Source organism: Intrasporangium mesophilum, from assembly GCF_054783095.1.
In genome coordinates this window covers 267802-285324 of the sequence record NZ_BAAGRF010000004.1, presented here as the reverse complement: position 1 = coordinate 285324, position 17523 = coordinate 267802, and the positions used below count along the sequence as shown (strand labels likewise).

15 protein-coding genes are annotated in these 17523 nt (G+C 71.9%); 4 read left to right on the top strand and 11 right to left on the bottom strand.

The window, feature by feature from the left end:
• Positions 1-507: 507 nt before the first annotated feature.
• Genes ACYVLP_RS04680 through ACYVLP_RS04665 form a run of 4 tightly spaced genes read right to left on the bottom strand, consistent with a single transcriptional unit; the run spans position 508 to position 5229 of the window.
• Entirely contained in the window at positions 508-1890 is a 1383-nt protein-coding gene (locus ACYVLP_RS04680; RefSeq protein ID WP_460626174.1) for a cryptochrome/photolyase family protein, read from the bottom strand.
• Positions 1887-3173 carry a class I SAM-dependent methyltransferase gene (locus ACYVLP_RS04675; protein WP_460626173.1) on the bottom strand — a complete coding sequence of 429 codons (1287 nt, stop codon included), beginning with the start codon at positions 3171-3173 and terminating at the stop codon, positions 1887-1889. Before ACYVLP_RS04675 ends, ACYVLP_RS04680 begins: the two co-directional genes overlap by 4 nt.
• Positions 3170-3925, bottom strand: a complete 756-nt coding sequence (locus ACYVLP_RS04670; protein ID WP_460626172.1) for a DUF1365 domain-containing protein — start codon at positions 3923-3925, stop codon at positions 3170-3172. The genes ACYVLP_RS04675 and ACYVLP_RS04670 overlap by 4 nt, the downstream gene beginning before the upstream one ends.
• On the bottom strand, positions 3922-5229 hold the full coding sequence (locus ACYVLP_RS04665; protein ID WP_460626171.1) for an NAD(P)/FAD-dependent oxidoreductase: 1308 nt from the start codon (positions 5227-5229) through the stop codon (positions 3922-3924). The genes ACYVLP_RS04670 and ACYVLP_RS04665 overlap by 4 nt, the downstream gene beginning before the upstream one ends.
• Positions 5230-5400: 171 nt before the next feature.
• Here ACYVLP_RS04665 and ACYVLP_RS04660 point away from each other — a divergent pair, with 171 nt between their 5' ends.
• From ACYVLP_RS04660 to ACYVLP_RS04645, 4 genes are all read left to right on the top strand, one after another.
• Positions 5401-6342, top strand: a complete 942-nt coding sequence (locus ACYVLP_RS04660) for a MerR family transcriptional regulator (RefSeq protein ID WP_460626170.1) — start codon at positions 5401-5403, stop codon at positions 6340-6342.
• The gene (locus tag ACYVLP_RS04655; protein ID WP_460626169.1) at positions 6339-7073 is read left to right on the top strand and encodes a cobalt-precorrin-6A reductase; all 735 of its coding nucleotides are present in this window, start codon (positions 6339-6341) and stop codon (positions 7071-7073) included. Before ACYVLP_RS04660 ends, ACYVLP_RS04655 begins: the two co-directional genes overlap by 4 nt.
• 37 nt (positions 7074-7110) lie before the next feature.
• Positions 7111-8904, top strand: coding sequence for a SulP family inorganic anion transporter (locus ACYVLP_RS04650; RefSeq protein ID WP_460626168.1), 1794 nt, complete (start codon positions 7111-7113; stop codon positions 8902-8904).
• 213 nt (positions 8905-9117) lie between these two features.
• Positions 9118-9702 (top strand): dihydrofolate reductase family protein, encoded by a 585-nt coding sequence (locus ACYVLP_RS04645; RefSeq protein WP_460626167.1) that lies wholly within the window; start codon positions 9118-9120, stop codon positions 9700-9702.
• A gap of 140 nt (positions 9703-9842) precedes the next feature.
• Here ACYVLP_RS04645 and ACYVLP_RS04640 read toward each other — a convergent pair whose 3' ends face one another.
• From ACYVLP_RS04640 to ACYVLP_RS04610, 7 genes are all read right to left on the bottom strand, one after another.
• Positions 9843-10136 carry a hypothetical protein gene (locus ACYVLP_RS04640; RefSeq protein ID WP_460626166.1) on the bottom strand — a complete coding sequence of 98 codons (294 nt, stop codon included), beginning with the start codon at positions 10134-10136 and terminating at the stop codon, positions 9843-9845.
• Positions 10137-10238: 102 nt separating this feature from the next.
• Entirely contained in the window at positions 10239-11186 is a 948-nt protein-coding gene (locus tag ACYVLP_RS04635; protein ID WP_460626165.1) for a cobalamin biosynthesis protein, read from the bottom strand.
• Positions 11183-12235, bottom strand: coding sequence for a uroporphyrinogen-III C-methyltransferase (cobA, locus tag ACYVLP_RS04630; protein WP_460626164.1), 1053 nt, complete (start codon positions 12233-12235; stop codon positions 11183-11185). Before cobA ends, ACYVLP_RS04635 begins: the two co-directional genes overlap by 4 nt.
• On the bottom strand, positions 12225-13280 hold the full coding sequence (gene cobC / locus ACYVLP_RS04625) for an Rv2231c family pyridoxal phosphate-dependent protein CobC (protein ID WP_460626163.1): 1056 nt from the start codon (positions 13278-13280) through the stop codon (positions 12225-12227). Before cobC ends, cobA begins: the two co-directional genes overlap by 11 nt.
• Positions 13280-14734, bottom strand: coding sequence for a cobyrinate a,c-diamide synthase (locus ACYVLP_RS04620; RefSeq protein ID WP_460626162.1), 1455 nt, complete (start codon positions 14732-14734; stop codon positions 13280-13282). The genes cobC and ACYVLP_RS04620 overlap by 1 nt, the downstream gene beginning before the upstream one ends.
• A gap of 8 nt (positions 14735-14742) precedes the next feature.
• Positions 14743-15354 (bottom strand): cob(I)yrinic acid a,c-diamide adenosyltransferase, encoded by a 612-nt coding sequence (gene cobO / locus ACYVLP_RS04615; RefSeq protein WP_460626161.1) that lies wholly within the window; start codon positions 15352-15354, stop codon positions 14743-14745.
• Positions 15354-17510: a magnesium chelatase subunit D family protein gene (locus ACYVLP_RS04610; RefSeq protein WP_460626160.1), complete on the bottom strand. Its 2157-nt coding sequence runs from the start codon at positions 17508-17510 to the stop codon at positions 15354-15356. Before ACYVLP_RS04610 ends, cobO begins: the two co-directional genes overlap by 1 nt.
• Positions 17511-17523 lie beyond the last annotated feature (13 nt).

Below are 17523 nucleotides of genomic sequence, written 5' to 3'. Positions count from 1 at the left end.
CCTTGGCCCATCGCGGGTCGAACCTACGATGCCTTTGGCGACTACGCAAGGGACTTCCACGTTCGGAACAGCAGCGGCGTCAAACAGCGCTAGCCATAATTGACCGAATTGTGGCAACCGGAACAACACATAGCTCCGGCAGTCTTGGCTCGCCGACCCCGTCGAGTGAGCGCCCTGTCGCAGGGGCACTGCACGCGTCATGACCGCCACGCGTCATGGGGCGGATGGGACCGAGCGCCCACTCGACCGGGGGGTGGTTGTGGCGGGGTCGGGGCGGGCCACACCCCCCTGGTCGAGTGGGCGCTCCCTCACAGGAGCACCACCCGTCATGTGGCGGATGGATGTGGCGGATGGGGCGGATGGGACCGAGCGCCCACTCGACCGGGGGTGGTTGTGGGGGGTCGGGGCGGGCCACACCCCTCTGGTCGAGTGAGCGCTCAGTCACAGGAGCACCACCCGTCTAGCGTTTTCGCTAGCCTTCGCGATACTCCCTGAGCGATCCGGAGGTCACCTGGTCACGCGGGCGGCGCGGTAGCGGGCGAGGGCCTCGCGGCGCTCGGCGTCGTGGTCGACGACCCGCTCGGGGTACCCGTTCGCGTACCCGTCCGGATGCCTCCACGGCTCGTGCACGGCCGGGCCGGGCAGATGGGCGAGCTCGGGCACCCATCGACGGACGTAGTCGCCGTCCGGGTCGAAGGTCCGGCCTTGCGTCACCGGGTTGAACACGCGGAAGTAGGGCGCCGCGTCTGTGCCGGTGCCCGCGACCCACTGCCACCCGTGGTTGTTCGACGCGAGGTCCCCGTCGACCAGGCGGTCCAGGAAGTGCCGAGCGCCGACCGGCCACCACACGTGAAGGTCCTTGGTGAGGAAGCTCGCCGTGACCATCCGGAGGCGGTTGTGCATCCACCCCTCGGAGCCGAGCTGACGCATCCCGGCGTCGACGAAGGGGTACCCGGTGCGACCGCCGCGCCACGCGTCGACCAGCCGCACGACGTCCGGGCCGGTGTCGTAATGGAGCCGCGACAGGTCGGATCGCCAGTCGTGCCAAGCGGACTCGGGTCGGTGCCATAGCATGTCGGCGTAGAACTCGCGCCACACCAGCTCGGTCACGAAACGTCGCGCGCCGGGCGACCGCGCATCCGGGTGGGCGTCGATGTCGGCCAGGAGGGTGCGAGGGTGGAGCTCGCCGCACGTGAGCGGCACTGACAGACGGCTCGTCGAGTCGAGGTCGGGCCGGTCACGCTCCCGGTCGTATGCCGTCAGTCCGGTCTCGAGGAACGCCCGCCACCGCTTCAGCGCGTCCGCCTCGCCGATCCCATCGCCGGCCTCCGGCAGGAACGCATCGCCCTCGACCCGACCCCGGAACCACGACACACGTCCCGGGCGTGGGGCCGGCGCCGGCCTGCCGTGCTCACGCCAGGCCCGAGCGAAGGGTGTGAAGACTTGGAACGGGGTCCCGCCGCGCGTGACGACCGTCCCCGGCCCGACGGCATACGGGGTGCCTGTCGCCACGAGCCGGCAGCCCTGTGCTGCAAGCAACGTGGCGACGGCTTCGTCCCGACGTCGCCCGTAGGGCGCCGTCTCGCGCGTGACATGGACCTCGGCGGCGCCGACCTCGGCGGCCAGCCGCGGCACCACCTCGCTGGGGTCACCTCTGCGGACGACCAAGGCACCGCCGAGGTCCTTGCCCAGTGCGGCGACGGAGGCGAGTTGCCGTCGAGACCTGGGACTCGTGCGGTCCAGCAGCCTCGGATCCAGGACGAACAGCGGCAGGACGGCCTGGGCGGCCTCGGCGGCCGCCAGCAGGGCCGGGTGGTCACCGAGCCGCAGGTCGCGCCGGAACCACAGGATGGCGACCCGGCGTCCCGGGGTCGTGGTCCCTCTGCTCACCGGCCCGGGGTCGTCTCTCGGGGCCGCTCGAGGCGAAGCTGGGCGACGGCGAGGTAGCCGGACGCGAACCCGGCCTCCGAGTACGCCAGGTAGAGCTCCCACATGCGGCAGAACGTCTCGTCGAAGCCGAGGGCGCGCACGTGCGGCCACGCTTCGGCGAAAGCCTCGCGCCAGCGCCTCAGGGTCGTGGCGTAGTCGGGCCCGAAGGCGTTTGCCGAGGTCACCCTCAGCGTCGTGTGGGCCGCCGTCACGTCGTCGATCGCCCGCCGGCTGGGGATGAGCCCGCCGGGGAAAATGTGCTTCTGGATCCACCCGTAGGACCCGCGCGTCGCGAGGTACCGCTCGTGCGACATGAGGATCGACTGGATCGCGACGACCCCACCGGGGGCGAGGCGCTCGTCGAGCACGGCGAAGTAGGTCGGCCAGAACTCCTCGCCCACCGCCTCCACCATCTCGACGCTGACGATCGCGTCGTAGCGGCCCTGCACCTCGCGGTAGTCCTGCACCCGGACGTCGACGAGGCCGCTGAGGCCCGCCGTTGCGACCCTGTGCCGGGCGAAGGCCGCCTGCTCGGTGGAGAGGGTCACCGTCGTCACGCTCGCACCTCGCCCGGCGGCCTCGACCGCAAGCTCCCCCCAGCCGGTGCCGATCTCGAGCAGCCGGGTGCCCGCGGTGACACCCGCGGTGTCGAGGATGGCCCCGACCTTTCGCCGCTGGGCCGTGGCGAGTGGCTGCTCGCTGACCGGCGGCGCCCCGGGCGCGCGGTCGAACAGGGCCGAGCTGTAGGTCATCGTCTCGTCGAGGAACGTCGCGAAGAGGTCGTTGGAGAGGTCGTAGTGCGCCTCGATGTTGCGGCGCGAACCGGAGGGTGAGTTGCGCTGGGAGTCGGGAATGGCGCGGTCGGCCACGGAGCGCAGGGCCAGCAGCCACGGCGGCAGCGCGGTCGCGACCCGCTCGGCGAAGGGCAGCAGGAGGTCGGCCAGGTCGGTGCCGTCGCCCGCGCGCCAGTCTCCGGCCATGTACCCCTCGCCGATGCCGATCTTCGGCGAGTGCGCGACCCGCTCGAAGAACATTGCAGGACGGACGATCTCGAGCAGGGGGCGGCCAGCTGTGCGAGTCTCGCCGCCGAGCAGCGTGCCATCCGGGAGGGCGATGTCGACCGGCACCCGACGGGCAGCCAGCGTCACGAGGTGGCGCGCGACGGCCGCGCGCAGGCAGAAGGGCCGCAGCGAAGGCCGTCTGAGGCAGATCGGCCGCGCGAGGTTCGACGGGACGGTAGTCATCGGACAGCCTCCTCCGGGTGGCTGGGGCGCGGCACCACCGGAAGCCGGCGCAGCCACAGCCGTATGCCGTGCGCCCGGATCAGCGCGGTGACGCGCTGGGTCATCGGGCCGTGACGTCGGACGAGCCGCATCAGGTTTCGGGGTGTGGCCGGCAGTGGCCGGCCGTAGGTGCTTGCGGTGAGCACGCGACTGCCGTCGCGGTCGAGCCGCACCCACACGCCGACGGCGTGTTCGTCGAGGAGGAGGCGGACGGCATACGTCCCGCTGAGGTCGTTGAACGGTGAGACGTAGAAGGCCTTCTCGACGGTTGCGGCGCCGGAGACATCCACGTCGAGGAGGTACGCGTGGCGCTCGCCGTACGTGTTGTGCACCTCGAAGACCGCGGCGACGAGGGTGCCGTCGGGACGGAGGCACCAGAAGACCGTCAGCGGGTCGAAGGTGTAGCCGAGCACCCGAGCGTTGGCGAGCATCAGGACACGGTCGCCGGGTGCCAGGGCGACGCCGCGGCGCTCCAGGAAGCGCTCGACGTCGCCGCGGATGCCGCCGCCGAGCCGACCGCTGTCGAGATGGTCACGCGGGCTGAACCTGGCGAACACGCTTGTGGGCCAGCGGAACCGAGGGAGATCGTCGATGTCCACGAGCCATTGGTAGTGGTGGTCGGAGAACGGGTGGTGGACCGGCGTGGCACGCACATGCGTCACGGTGCCCTCGACGAGCGCCGGGAGGGGCGGCGGGGTGTAGGACGCGCTCACCAGCGCACCCCGAACGATGCAGCGGCCTCGACGCCCGATCGGCAGCCGTCTTCGTGGAACCCCCAGCCCAGATAGGCGCCCGCGAACGCCAGTCGGCTCCCACCGGCGACGCGCAGCCGGGCCGCCGCCTCCACCGCAGCCCGCGTGAAGACCGGGTGCTCGTACGTCATTCGGGCGGTTACCGTCGACTCGTCGACCTGCCCGCCGGGGTTGAGCGTGACGAGGTGGTCGTCTGCGTCGTCGAGGGTGTGCAGCCGGTTCATCCAGTACGTCACGGCGACGTCGCGTGAAGGCGCGTCGCAGGTGCTCAGGCGGACGTTCCACGAAGCCCTCGCACGGCGGTCCCGGGGCAGGACCGACGTGTCGCGATGGAGCCAGGTCGTGTTGCGGGAGTACGAGACTGCTCCCAGGTCGTGCTTCTCCTCGGGCGTCGCGTCGGCCAGCAGGTCGAGCGCCTGGTCGGCATGGGTCGCCACCACCACCCGGTCGAACGTCGTCGCGCCCCCGGGGCACGAGGCGTCGTCGACCATGAGGTCGACGCCGTCGTCGTGGCGGGTGAGCGCGGTCACCCTGCTGTCGGTGCGCACCGCGGGGAGCTGGGCGGCCAGCCGATCGACGTACGTCGCGGAGCCTCCCGTGACCGTGCGCCACTGAGGCGACCCGCCGATCGAGAGCATCCCGTGGTGGCTCAGGAAAGTGAAGAGGTGCCGCGCCGGGTAGGCGGACGCGTCGAGCTCGCCGCACGACCACACGCAGGACACCAGCGGCATCGCGAAGTGTCGTACGAAGAAGCGCGAGAAGCCCTGTCCCGCAAGGAAATCACGCAAACTCGGATCGTCGCCGTCGTCGCCGTCGTGGTCGTCCAGGAGGCGGCGCGCCGCGCGGTGGAAGCGAGGCACCTCTCGGAGGAGCCGAGCGAAGCGCGGGTCGGCCAGCCGGCGGGGCTGGGCGAGGATCCCGCCGACACCACGCCCACCGGCATACGACAGGCCGCAGCCGTCGCAGGTGATGCTCATGCTCATCTCGGTGGGCTGGGTCGGCACGTCGAGCTCCCGGAACAACCGGAGCAGGTGTGGGTAGGTGCGCTCGTTGTGGACGATGAACCCGCTGTCGATGCGCAGCGGGGCGTTGGCGCCGGCGACCGTGTGAGTGTGGGCGTGGCCACCGAGGCGCGGGTCCGCCTCGAACAGCGTGACGTCGTGGCTCGCGGCGAGGACGTAAGCGGCGGTGAGCCCCGAGATCCCGCCGCCGACGACGGCTGCGGTCGAGCGCCGGCCGAGCCGGGCACGAGTCTGTCGTGTCACCCAGGCCTCCCATCGATGGCGTCGTGCTGAGCGTGTCCAACCTTTGTCCAACGCTAGAAGGGTGTCCAATGTCTGTCAAAGGTTGCGTCGAGGGTTTGGCCGCCTGCCGAGGCCTGCGCGTGACACGATGACCTGAGGTCGAATGCATACCGTGAGGAGCGGGTCGAGCGGGTGTACACCATCAAGCGCGCCGCGGAGCTGACGGGCATCAGCGTGCCCACGCTGCGCGCGTGGGAGCGCCGCTACGGCATCGTCCACCCGCAGCGCTCCGAGGGCGGCTACCGCCTGTACGCCACCGACGACGTGCGCGCACTTGCGATCATGAACTCCCTTGTCAATGAAGGCTGGTCGGCGCGCGAGGCCGCGACCGAGACCCTGCGGCAGCTTTCGGTGCACGAGCACCAGGATGGCGGTCTCGAGGCGGCGCGCCGCCGGGCCACGGATCGCTCCCGGGGTGGACGCCCGTCGACGCATCACCCCACACCACTCGTGCATCGCTCGGAGGACGCCGAGGCGTTTGTGAGGGCGGCTGAACGGCTCGACGCCGCTTCTGCCACAGCGGTTCTCGATGCTCGCTTCGCACTCGGGACCTTCGAGCACGTCGTCGACGACTGGCTGCTGCCGACTCTCAAGCTCGTCGGCGAGGAGTGGGCGCGCGGGCGCCTCACCGTCGCGGGGGAGCACCTCGTGTCGTATGCCGTCCAGCGCCGTCTCGCGGCCGCGTACGAGGCGGCATCCGGCCGCACCGACGGGCCAACTCTGCTCGTCGGACTCCCACCCGGAGCGCGTCACGAGCTCGGGCTGCTCGCCTTCGCGGTGGCCGCCCGCCGAGCCGGCTTCACCACCGTCTACGTCGGGGCCGACCTGCCGGCCACCGACTGGATCCGAGCGGTCGAGCGCCGCCACGCCGCAGGGGTCGTCATGGCGGTGCCACGCGAGAGCGACGTCCCCGGGGCGCGCGCGATCGTCGGGGCCATCGCCACCAGCCACCCGGAGATCGTCATCGGGCTCGGCGGCAGCCAGCAGAGCGCCGTCGACCAGGGCATCCACCTCGGACACTCGATCGCCGTCGCGGTCGGCGAGATGTCGCGACGACTGCGGGTGCCCGCGTGAGGGTCCTCGTCCTGGGCGGCACCGGCGAGGCGCGAGCGCTCGCTGCCGCCCTCGACGCAAGAGGTGACCATGTCGTGTCGAGCCTCGCGGGCCGTGTGAGCGCCCCAGCGCTGCCGGTGGGCGAGGTCCGCACCGGAGGGTTCGGTGGCGTCGAGGCGCTGGCGGAATACATTGGGCGCGAAGGCTTTTCGGCGATTGTCGACGCGACACACCCGTTCGCTGCACGCATCACGGCCAACGCGGTCCGTGCCAGCGCCCTCGCAGGAGTGCCTTTGGTCCGGCTCCAGCGACCCGGCTGGGAGCGTCATCCGCGAACGGGCTCGTTCGTGTGGGTCGACGACGTCGACCGCGCCCGCGAAGCGGCCGAGGCACACGGCATACGGCCCTTCCTCACGACCGGGCGGCAACAGCTCGAGGCGTTCGCGCGGTGGGACGACCGGTATGTGCTGGCCCGCGTCGTCGACCCGCCGGAGTGGACCGTCCCGGCGACCTGGGAGGTGCTGCGCGCCCGCGGGCCCTATGAGTACGTCGCTGAGCGCGAGCTGCTCGTGAGCCGGCGGGTCGACGTGCTGGTCACGAAGGACTCCGGCGGCGCCCTCACCGAGGCGAAGCTCGCCGCTGCCACCGACCTCGATGTCCCGGTCGTCGTCGTCCGGCGGCCTCCGGTGCCGAGCGGTGTGCCTGTCGTCGAGTCCGTTGCGGACGCAGTGGCAGCCATAGGCGCCGTTTGAGCAGCGCGAGACAGGACGGCGACAGTACCTTCGTCGCGTGACGACACCGCAGTCGACAAGCCCGCCGACGGGCGGCCCAGCGGGACCCACCCGCTGGGAGCGGCTGCTGCCCGGGGTCGCCGTGCTCCGGCGTTATGAGCGGGCCTGGCTCCGGGGTGACGTGCTCGGCGGCATCACCGTGTCGGCCTACCTCGTCCCGCAGGTGCTGGCCTACGCCGAGGTGGCGGGACTTCCTGCCGTCGCGGGCCTGTGGGCGGTCGGGCCGGGCCTGCTCGTCTACGCCTTCCTCGGTTCGTCGCGGCTGCTGTCGGTCGGCCCGGAGTCGACCACCGCCCTGATGACCGCAGCGGGCGTGGGCGCTCTCGTTACCGCGGCCGGAGGCGTGGCCATGCGGCAAGAGGTCGCCGCGCTGCTCGCCATCGCCGTCGGGCTCGTCTGCATCGCCGGCTTCCTGCTGCGTCTCGGCTTCCTTGCCGACCTGCTCTCCAAACCCGTCCTCGTTGGCTACATGGCCGGCATCGCGGCCCTCATGATCGTCAGTCAGCTCGGCAAGGTCACCGGGCTCACGGTCCAAGGAGAGTCGTTCATCCAGGAGGTGCGATACTTCCTCACGCACCTGGGGGATGTCGAGGTGCCGACCCTGGTGCTCGGGCTCGCCGTCGTGGCAGCGTTGCTCGTGTTCCAGCGCGCCGCTCCGCACTGGCCAGGACCGCTCATCGTGATGCTGGCGGCCACGCTCGTCGTGCACGTCTTCGGGCTCGACGAGTCCGAAGGGATCGACGTCGTCGGGCCCGTCCCGCAAGGGCTGCCGAGCATCCACATCCCGCATCTCGAGGGCGTCGACGTGTGGCAGCTGCTCCCCGCGGCACTCGGCGTCGCCGTCGTCGCGTACTCCGACAACGTCCTGACCGGCCGGGCGTTCGGCGCCCGTCGCCACGAGAGCATCGACAGCGACCAGGAGTTCCTCGCACTCGGCGCGGCGAATGTCGGCGCCGGACTGGTGCAGGGCTTCCCGATCAGCTCGAGCGGAAGTCGCACGGTCATCGCCGACAGCCTCGGCAGCCGGACCCAGCTGCACTCGCTCGTGTCGCTCGTGCTGGTGATCGCGACCCTGCTCTGGCTCGGGCCGCTCATCGCCTTGTTCCCCGCGGCCGCCCTGGGCGGTGTCGTCGTGTATGCCGCGCTGCGCCTGGTCGACGTCGCCGAGCTGCGTCGGATCGCGCGTTTCCGGCGAAGCGAGCTGGTGCTCTCGGTTGCCACCACGGCTTCGGTGCTCCTCGTCGGGGTGCTACCCGGCATCGGCGTCGCGATCGGCTTGTCGCTGCTCGACCTGCTGCGCCGCATCGTCCACCCGCACGACGGCGTGCTCGGGTACGTGCCGAACGTCGCGGGGATGCACGACATCGACGACTACCCGGACGCCGTGCAGGTGCCGGGTCTCATCGTCTACCGGTACGACTCGCCGCTGTTCTTCGCGAACTCCGACGACTTCGTCACGCGCGCCCTCCGGGCTGCCGATGCCGCGCAGGGGCGCGGCCCGGTGGAGTGGTTCCTGCTCAACGCCGAGGCCAACACCGAGGTCGACCTGACGGCGGTCGATGCGCTGGACACCCTGCGGACCGCTCTGACGGACAGGGGGATTCGGTTCGCGATGGCTCGCGTCAAGGAAGACATGAGGGTGCCGCTGGACGCCGCCGGCTTCATCGACAAGGTGGGGGCGGACCTGATCTTCCCGACCCTGCCGACAGCCGTGGCCGGGTATGCCGCGTGGTACCGCCGTGAGCACGGCGCCCCTCCCCCCGGACTGCAGGTCCCGCCGGTCAGCGGGTGAGTGCGAGTCGGTGACCGAGGGCACAGCCGAGCGGGGCCGGGGAGCCTTGAACCTGACGCGCCCTACCTGGTGCCCTGGCTGGTCGGCTTGCTCGTGCGCGTCGCTGCGCTGGGCTGAGCCACGCAGCCGAACGGCATACAGCGAGAGGCTGATTGCGGGCCGCGGCTCGACATACTGTGTGCAGCAACGTCAATGCACGGAAGGAGCCCAGCCATGTCTCTCGAGGCCCGCTCGGACACCGCCGCCGAGGACGGCACGGCTGCCCGCAAGGTCGTCGCAGGCTATTTCCTGTCTCTCGATGGGGTGGCGGAGGCTCCGGACACGTTCCTCACTGCCTGGGATGACGAGACTGATGCCAGCGGCGCCGATCTCATCGCCACCCAGGACGCGGTCATCCTCGGGCGCCGCAGCTACGACGAGTGGGCTGGGTTCTGGCCAAGCAGTGAGATCCAGCCCTTCGCGTCCTTCATCAACGCCGTCCCGAAATATGTCGCAACGTCGACACCGCTCGAAGTCGAGTGGGCCAACTCGCACGTGATCGAGGGCGAGCTGGTCGACTTCGTGCGGCACCTCAAGGCTCAGCCGGGCGGCGATATCGGCGTCCACGCCAGCATCTCGGTCACTCAGGCGTTGCTCGCTGCCGGCGTGGTCGACGAGCTCAGGCTCGTTGTCGCGCCGACGATCGTCGGGAGCGGGAAGAGACTGTTCGACGGCTTGCCTGCTATCCGGCTCGAGACGATCCGGTGCACCGCCTCAGCGAGTGGCCACCTTCTCGTGGACTACCGCGTGGTGCGCTAGGCGCTCTCCGAGCCGGGATCACCCGGACTCACGCGGGCAGATGGGTGCGTTGTGGTGACGGGGCGCTCACTCGACCGAGGGGAGGCCGTGTCGCGTCGGTGCGAAAGGGTGCAGCCCGGCGCGGGGGCGGGGGGTGCCTGTCAGCGCGTGAGCGCGGGCGCTGTCAGCGCGATGGCTCCGGCCACGAGCACGGCGGGGATCCAGGGCCGCATCCGGCTCCGGAGCGCCAGGAAAGCGGCGCCGAGGATGCTGACCGGTCCGGCCGGGAACGGCAACAGCACTCCCGCGAGCACGAGGAGGATGAACACGTTCCTCGGGCCGGCCGCGGCGCGGTTGTCGGGGGCGGTGGTGACGGCGCTGGCTGCCGTTGCGGCGGTCGCTGTGGTGGCAGCGGAGGCCGCGGCGGCAGGTGAGTCTCCGGTGGTTGCGGGCACGAGCCCACAGCATGCCCTACTCCGCACCGCCATGCCTCTCGGGCGATCACCCTGTCCACCAAATGGACAAGGCGTCCACATCGCGGATCCGGGGTGGCGGTGTCAGGCAGGTCGTGCACCGCGGCGGACCAGCGCGGCCACACCAACCGCGCAGACGAGGGCCCCGGTCGACACGAATCGTGCCAGGCGGGTGGTCGCGCGGATGTCCGCGCTCGTCGCCGCAGGGCCCGTGCCGAGCGTCCCGCGGTCTTCGGCCCTACCCTCATAGACGTTCGTGCCGCCGAGGGTCACGCCCAGCACGCCGGCGAATGCGGACTCGACGACACCGCCGTTAGGGCTGGGATGCGCAGGCGCGTCGCGACGAACTGCGTCCCAGCCCTCGCGTGCCCGGCTCGGTCCTCGAGTCCACCCTGCAGCGAGGGCCAACCCCGCTGTGACCCGGGCTGGCACCCAGTTCGCGGCGTCGTCGAGTCGTGCGGCGGCCCAGCCGAACTCGGCGTAGCGCGGCGAACGGTGGCCGACCATCGCATCCAGCGTGTTGACGGCCCGATAGCCGAGAAGCCCTGGGATCCCCAGGAGACCGCCCCACAGCAGAGGTGCGACGACCGCGTCGGAGGTGTTCTCTGCGACCGACTCGATGCACGCGCGGGCCACTCCGTCGGAGTCCAGGGAGCGGGTGTCTCGGCCCACCAGGTTGCGCACCTGCACGCGCGCGGCCGCGAGGTCGCCCGCAGCCAGCTGTGCGTCGACCGCCTCGGCCTCGCGGGTCAGCGAACGACCACCCAGCACCGCCCAGGTCGCCGCCGCGGTCAGCAGAGTGTGGGCAGCGCCGTGGCGCCGGGTCGCCCGCTCGGCGAGCACCCCGAGTCCGGAGGCCGCACCGACCAGCAGCGCGACGTGCGCGACGCCCGGGGCGCGGCGAGCGGCATACGTCCGTCCCTCGAGCGTCGTTGCGGCGGAGCCGAACCCGGCCACGGGGTGCCAGCGACGCGGGTCACCGACCACCTGGTCGGCAGCCCACCCGAGAGCCAGCCCGAGGGCCCGACTCATGCGAGCAGGTCGAGCGCGGCCACGGCGCCGACGACCACGACTGCGGGAGCTCCCAGACCCTCGCGCTGCGCCGTCTCGGCGACGTCCGCAAGCCTGGCGCGCACGCTGCGCATGCTCGGCAGACCCGCATCCGAGATGACCGCCGCCGGGGTGTCAGGCGAAAGTCCCTCTCGGACAAGGGTGTCCGCAAGCGTCGGGAGCGTCGCGACGCCCATCAGGACCACGATCGTCGTGTTGCTTCGGGCGACGGCGCCCCAGTCGACCGTGCCGCGAGGGTCTCCCGGCGGCACATGGCCGCTGACCACGGTGAAGCCCTGGGACAGCGCCCGGTGCGTGACGGGGATGCCGGCCAGGGCCGGCCCCGCGATGCTGGACGACACCCCGGGGATGACGACCACAGGGATGCCCTCGGCAGCACACGCCTCGGCCTCTTCACCTCCGCGGCCGAACACGAAGTTGTCGCCACCTTTGAGCCGCACCACGTTACGGCCCGCATGGGCCTGCTCGACCAACACCGCGTTGATGCGCTCCTGCGGAGTGAAGTCACCGCGTGGGATCTTGCCGACGTCGATGATGGAGGCGTCGTGCCGTGCCTCGTGGAGCGCGCTCACCGGGGCGAGCCGGTCGTGGACGATGACGTCGGCCGCGCGTATCGCGTCGCGACCTGCGACCGTGAGCAGACCCGGGTCGCCGAGCCCGCCACCGACGAGGGTGACCGTCCCCGTCGCGACAGCCTCGACGGGCAGGTCGCCGGGAGGCGTCGCCTTCGGCCCGAATGCCGCATGGTGCGTGGGAGATTCGGATCCCTGGGCGCGGGCGCGGATGACGACGTCGAACGCGGACTCGTCCACGTCGGTGGCGACCGCGACGATGCCCCGTTCGGCGAGGTCGCGCACGGAGGTGGGCAGGTCGCTCGCGTCGGCTCCGTGGGGGAGCGAGACGGTGACGGCAGCGCCGTCCCGCACCAGGGCGTCGATCGTCGCGACCGTGCGGGTGTCGGCACCGGCCAGCAGGACCGACCGCCCGGAGAAGGTCAGGTCAAGCGACATGCTGTGACCTCCCCAGGTCCGCCAACGCGCCGGCGACGGCACGTGACGTGGCACGGTCCCGCACGGCGAGGCGGATCCACGCGGGCCCGAGGCCCGGAAAGGTCTCCCCGCGCCGGACCGCGAACCCGCGGCGTCCCAGCGCCTTACGCACCGAGCCAGGCCCCAAGGCGGAGGTGTCGACCAGGACGAAAGGCGCCCGAGACGAAGCGACGGGTCGGAGCCCGATGGCCTCGAGCTCGGCGACGAGGACCTCCCGGTCACCCGCAAGCTCGCGGGCCGCGGCCGCTGCCTCGGCCAGCGCAGCCTCGCCGAGGCACGCGACCGTCGCCGCCAGCGCGGGCGTGGACACCGACCAGGGGGGCTGAGCTGCGCGCAGCCGTGCCACGAGGGAGGCGTCCCCCACGACGTAGCCCGCCCGCAGCCCGGCGAGGCCCCACGTCTTGGTCAGCGATCTGACCACCAGCATCCCCGACAGGTCTCTGCCGATGACCGACTCAGGCTCGCCCGGAACGGAGTCCATGAACGCCTCGTCGACGACGACGACCCGGCCCGGCCGCCGCAGCGACTCGATGGTGTCGGCGGGGTGCAGGACCCCAGTGGGGTTCGTCGGGTTGCCGACGACGACGAGGTCTGCGTCCTCGTCGGCCCCGCCGGGCCCGAAGGCTCCGGCGACCAGTGTGAAGCCGGAGCCCGGTGTGAGGATGTGCCGGTGAACCGCCCGACCGGCGGCCCGCAAGGAGGCCTCTGGTTCGGTGAACTGCGGGTGGACCACGGTCGAGCGGTCGCCGGGCACCCCCCGGGCGATCAGGGTGAACGCCTCCGCAGCGCCGGCTGTCGGCAGGACCTGCTCCGTCGGGACGCCGTGGCGGCGGGCGATGGCCTCCGTCGCCGCAGCAGGATCCGGGTAACGCGCCAGGTCGGCGACCGACCTGCAGACCACCTCGGCGAGCCACGGAGGAGGCGCGGTGAGCCGGACGTTGACGGCGAGGTCGACGAGCCCGGGCGCGATGTCGCGGTCGCCGTGGTGGAGCAGGTCGACGTTCATCAGTCGGGCCCGTCCGCACCGGCAGCGGCGAGCGCTGCGACCTCCGGCGACCGCGAGAGAACCTCGTGCTCGTGCACAGCCGCTGCGAACCGTGCTGCGAGCTGGGGATGCCCCGCCCAGTGGGTGTGCAGGTACGAGGCGTGCAGGGTCGGCCAGCCGGTGAAGGCGGGGTCGAGGGCGAACCCGTCCGCGTGGCCGTCGAGCAGCCATGCGGACGCCGAGTGCCCTCCGTCGTCGAACGTCACCGCGGTGCGGTGGAACTCGTGGCCGGTCACGCGGGTCCCGGCCGCGGCCAGGATCGAGTTTCCGGGAGCGACGGCGGTGCGGTAGCCGAGGGTGAGGCGCGAGCCCATCGCTGCGGCCGCGGGGATGGCGCCGACCATCGCCGACCCGTCGACAGAGTCGCAGAGGTAGAGCATCCCGGCGCACTCGGCGACGGTCGGCACTCCCGCCTCGATGGCGCGCCAGATCGACTGGCGCAGAGAGTGGTTCGCGGCCAGTTCCTCTGCGTGGACCTCGGGGAAGCCGCCGCCGAGATAGATGCCCGCAGTGCCCTCTGGGAGGAGGCGGTCACGCAGGGGGTCGAAGACCGTGGGAGCCAGCCCGGCGGCATACATCAGCTCTTCGGTCTCCGCGTAGCGGAAGGTGAACGCGCGCCCGCCGGCGACCGCGACGACGGGTCGTACGCTGTCGGGCCGGGCTGCGCGGCCGAGCGCGGCCGACGGGTCCCACGGCTCACCAGCGAGGTCCGGTGCGGACCGCGCGATCGCCAGTACGCCATCGAGGTCGATGTGCGTTGCCACCCGTGCGGCGAGCACCTCGAGAGCCTGGGCGGACTCGTCGCGCTCCGCCGCGGGGACCAGCCCGAGGTGCCGCGACGGCGCCTCGATCTCCGCGTCGCGCGGGAGCACTCCGAGCACCGGCACGCCCGTCGCTTCGAGCGCCGACCACACCTCGCGCATGTGCCGGCCCGAGGCCGCCTTGTTGAGGATGACTCCGCTGACCCGGGTGGTCGGGTCGAATGTCGCCAGCCCGTGCACGATGGCCGCTGCCGTGCGGGCCATCTGGCTGACGTCGAGGACCACGACGACAGGGCTGCGGGTCAGCCCTGCGACATGGGCCGTCGAGGCGAAGCCGTCTCCGCCGATCCTCCCGTCGAACAGGCCCATGACGCCCTCGATGACGGCGACGTCAGTGTGCCCATGAGCGCTCGCGCCGTGCAGCAGGAGCGGCCCGACGAGGCTCTCGGAGGTGAGGAAGGGGTCGAGGTTGCGTCCCGGACGCCCGGTGGCGAGCGAGTGGTAGCCGGGGTCGATGAAGTCGGGCCCGACCTTGAAGCCGGACACGCCGAGCCCGCGGTCGCGCAGGGCGGCCATGAGTCCGGTTGCGACAGTGGTCTTTCCGTGGCCCGACGCGGGTGCGGAGATGACGACTCTCGGAAGCTTGGTGCTCATCGGTTGGTTCACCATTCGATCCCTCGCTGGCCCTTCTGGCCGGCGTCGAAGGGATGCTTCACCTTGGTCATCTCGGTCACGAGGTCGGCGGCCTCGAGCACACCGTCGGGGCATCGCCGCCCGGTGATGACGACATGCTGGTGACCCGGCCGGTCGGTGAGAGTCTGCACCACGTCGTCGACGTCCACCCACCCCCATGCCATCGGGTACGTGAACTCGTCCAGCACGTAGAGCGTGTGGGTCTCCGCGTGGAGGCGCCGCTTGATCTCGGCCCAGCCCTCGCGGGCGGCGTCGGCGTGGTCGTCCTCGGTGCCGTCCTTGCGCGACCAGGACCAGCCGGATCCCATCTTGTGCCACTCCATCGGGCCGCCGCGGCCGGTGTCGCTGTGCAGGTCGGCGAGGGCTTCGACCGCGCTCTGCTCGCCGATTCGCCACTTCGCGCTCTTGACGAACTGGAACACCCCGACCGACCAGCCCTGGTTCCACCCACGCAGCGCGAGACCGAAGGCCGCGGTCGACTTGCCCTTGCCCTCGCCCGTGTGGACGATCACGAGGGGCCGGTTTCGGCGCTGTCGAGTGGTCAGTCCGTCCTCTGGGACGGCGGTGGGCTGCCCGCGCATCAGGCGACCTTCCTCGTGGCTTTCCTCGTGGCTGTGGCCGTGTCTCGGCGGGCCCTCGCGACGTCGACGATCGCCGACGCAGCCAGCTCGCCAACCGGAACGTACTCGGCCCCGAGCTCTTGTGCGAGCCGGGTCGCCAGGGCGAGACGGAACCGTCCCGACTCGCAGTCGACGACCACTGAGTCGACGCCCTCGTGGCGCAGCTGGACGGCCACCCGAAGGGCCCGTGGCAGCGCGTCAGGACCCGCGGTCGCGCGGCCGTCAGTGACCACGACGAGCAGCGCGCGCCGCCTCGGGTCGCGCAGCCGCTCGACGCGTAGCGTGTCGTATGCCGTGAGCAACCCTTCCGCGAGCGGCGTACGTCCGCCGTGGGCCAGAGTCTCCAGCCGCCTGGCGGCGACGTCGACCGAGCTGGTCGGCGGCAGGACGAGGTCGGCGGAGTCTCCACGGAAGGTCACCAGGCCGACCTTGTCTCGGCGCTGGTAGGCATCGAGCAGCAGCGAGAGCGCCGCCCCTTTGACGGCCTCCATGCGTCGGCGTGCGGCCATCGAGCCGGACGCGTCGACGCAGAGCAGCACGAGGTTCGACTCCCGGCCCTGCAGCACGGATCGCCTCAGGTGCTGCGGCCGGATCACCAGCCGGTCCGCTCGCACCGGTTGGTGGGGAGCGGCTGCGCGGATCGTGGCGGGGAGGTGCACGGCGCCATCGGTGCTCGCCGCGGCGCCGATGCGGCGGCCGACCCGCGTCACGGCGGACGACCGTCGTCCGGGATCACCCGCGCCCAGGCCCTTGATGGTGAGCAGCCTTGCGCCATAAGGCTCTTTGGGTCTGCTGACCCCGGTCGCAGGGGCCGCGCGGTCGGAGCTCTTGAGGTCGCGCGCTGGCCCTCCCTCCGGATCCGGATGAGCGCGGGCACGGGCCTCGTCGGTGGGTGCGCCGGTCGGCGAGTCAGCCCCGTCACGAGCGGGGCGATCGAGAGGCGTGCCGCTCGGCGTGTCGGGGGGCGTGCCGAGGGCCGGGCCCGTTGCGCTGTCCGGTCCGTCGTCTCGACCGGGGTCGGGCTGGGCGTCGGGATCGGGTTCCGGCTCGTCGTCGCCCAGCACTGCGTCCAGGAGGTCCTCGTCGAGGCCGGGGGAGTCGAACGGGTTGCGGCGCCGGCGATGGGGCAGGGCGAGCCGGGCGGCCGCGCGGACATCCTCACGGGTCACGGCCAGGCGGCCGGACCACGCGGCATGGGCGACCGCAGCACGCGCCGTGACGATGTCCGCACGGAGCCCGTCGACCTCGAAGGCCGAGCACACCCGGGCGATCCGGGTCAGCTCCGAGTCCGGGAGGACGACCTCGGCCAGGCTGATGCGCGCCCCGACGATCCGCTCGCGCAGCTCGGACTGAGCAGGGGCGAACCGCAACGCGAACCCGGCCGGGTCGGCGTCGAAGGCCAGGCGCCGGCGCACGACCTCCGCCCGCAGGTCCGGGTCTCGCGGGGCCACGACCTCGACGGTCAGCCCGAAGCGGTCGAGCAGCTGCGGACGGAGCTCACCCTCCTCGGGGTTCATGGTGCCGACGAGCACGATCCTGGCAGCGTGGGACACCGAGACGCCGTCGCGCTCTACGGTGTTGCGGCCCATCGCGGCCGCGTCGAGGAGCAGGTCGACGAGGTGGTCGTGCAGCAGGTTGACCTCGTCGACGTAGAGGATGCCGCGGTTGGCGGCGGCGAGCAGGCCGGGCTGGTAGGCCGTCTCGCCGTGCGTCAGCGCCCGCTCGAGGTCGAGTGACCCGACCACCCGGTCCTCCGTCGCCCCGATGGGCAGCTCCACGAGCCGGGCGGGCCGGGCACTGACCTCGCCGAGCGGGTCGTGCGGCCCGTCGGGGCAGTGGTCAGCGCGCCCCGGGAGGCCGCCGACGGCATACGCCTCGCCCTCGGGCACCGCGGCGGGCGCGCACCCGAACCGGCATCCGGCCACAACGGTCTGAGGGGGCAGCACCGCGGCGAGGCCGCGCACCATCGTCGACTTCGCGGTGCCCTTCTCGCCGCGGACGAGCACCCCGCCGACCTCAGGTGACACCGCAGTGAGCACGAGCGCGAGCGCCAGGTCGTCCGACCCGACGACGGCGGTGAACGGGAAGGACATGGGGTCGGTCGAGCCGTCGTACATCGTCGAGTGCCTC

Coding starts and splice junctions, on each gene's coding strand:
- ACYVLP_RS04675 (WP_460626173.1), bottom strand. CDS start 3,173: ATGACTACCGTCCCGTCGAACCTCGCGCGGCCGATCTGCCTCAGACGG.
- ACYVLP_RS04645 (WP_460626167.1), top strand. CDS start 9,118: ATGTCTCTCGAGGCCCGCTCGGACACCGCCGCCGAGGACGGCACGGCT.
- ACYVLP_RS04635 (WP_460626165.1), bottom strand. CDS start 11,186: ATGAGTCGGGCCCTCGGGCTGGCTCTCGGGTGGGCTGCCGACCAGGTG.
- cobA (WP_460626164.1), bottom strand. CDS start 12,235: ATGTCGCTTGACCTGACCTTCTCCGGGCGGTCGGTCCTGCTGGCCGGT.
- cobC (WP_460626163.1), bottom strand. CDS start 13,280: ATGAACGTCGACCTGCTCCACCACGGCGACCGCGACATCGCGCCCGGG.
- ACYVLP_RS04620 (WP_460626162.1), bottom strand. CDS start 14,734: ATGAGCACCAAGCTTCCGAGAGTCGTCATCTCCGCACCCGCGTCGGGC.
- cobO (WP_460626161.1), bottom strand. CDS start 15,354: ATGCGCGGGCAGCCCACCGCCGTCCCAGAGGACGGACTGACCACTCGA.
- ACYVLP_RS04610 (WP_460626160.1), bottom strand. CDS start 17,510: ATGTACGACGGCTCGACCGACCCCATGTCCTTCCCGTTCACCGCCGTC.